The following is a 1138-nucleotide window of genomic DNA, read 5'->3' as shown; positions in this document are numbered from 1 at the left end:
TAAAACCTCAAAATTTATAGTGTCATCAAATATTATGCTTATCTCTAGATAAATACTGTGAATCTGTAAAAAAATATTCACACTCATTTTAATAAAATAAGAACAAATGTCGTTAAAAGAATCCCTTGCTATCATCAACGCAGCTTTAATCTTAAGCCAACACCTCTTCTCTAATCTCCGCAGAACTTGTTGCGGATATATTAGAGCAAATGAAGCCATCCTCTGATATATAACCTAGTACCAAGAGCAAATGCGGACTGATTGAGCCATATACCACTACCAAATGCAACACTTAACTTTCCTAGTGTATCGTTATAACGCAAACCTGCCACTGCCAAACCAACAGTCGCTGCTTGTCTTGCCTCTTTCCGAACATCTTCAATGGCATAACTAAACATTTCAAATTTCATATCGGTGGAGGATTACGATTCGTTAACACCATTATTCATCGCATTATCCTTGGATTCAGAAAAGTATTTATCTACATTTTTTTTGCATCATCAAAAACTGTCTTATCCGCTGCTTACTGTCATGTAACAACCAACTACCCCCCTCCACGAATTCTGTCAAATTTGCGTAAAACACACCACTCTTCATACATTTTCTCTTTTTTTATTTTCAATATTAATGCTGACTTTGTTATTTGTGAGAGCCGTTCTTTTAATCGTGTAACTCTTTTCGCCCCTGTCTCGTATAGACAGGAGCGTTTTTGAAAATAATCGTAGTGAATTTTATTAATTTAGAGTTAAGCTTAATCCTACACCGACACCCCAGTGCCCTCCGGCATTTGTCACAGATAGACTAGAGCGGATATTTCCATCTTCAGATGTATAACCAGCACCAAGAGCAAATGCGGACTGATTGAGCCATATACCACTACCAAATGCAACACTTAACTTTCCTGGTGCATCATTGTAACGTAAGTTGGACACCGCTAGACCAATAGCAGCAGCTTGTCTTGCTTCTTTCCGAACATCCTGAATAGCATAATTCAATGTCTCAAACTTTATATCCGTATAGGATTTCGACTCGTTAACAGCATCATTGACAAGACTACTAACTTTCTCATCCGTATACTTATTGGCATCTTCAAGAACTATCTTCATCTGCTCTTCAGTATAATCATGTAACTGACCAC

The 1138-nt window shown here is 37.4% G+C and carries 1 protein-coding gene and 1 pseudogene; both read right to left on the bottom strand.

The annotated features are described in order from the left end of the window. Nucleotides 1-151: 151 nt before the first annotated feature. A pseudogene (locus ACFINA_RS09585) lies at nt 152-416 on the bottom strand (YadA-like family protein); the annotation flags it as partial. 318 nt (nt 417-734) lie between these two features. Next, the coding region (locus ACFINA_RS09580; protein WP_375615519.1) for a YadA-like family protein at nt 735-1138 on the bottom strand (404 nt) is incomplete at its 5' end.

The organism is Bartonella sp. AC10YNML (assembly GCF_042196825.1).
In the GTDB taxonomy this organism is placed as follows: Bacteria; Pseudomonadota; Alphaproteobacteria; order Rhizobiales; family Rhizobiaceae; genus Bartonella.
This window is presented reverse-complemented; position numbering and strand designations above follow the sequence as displayed.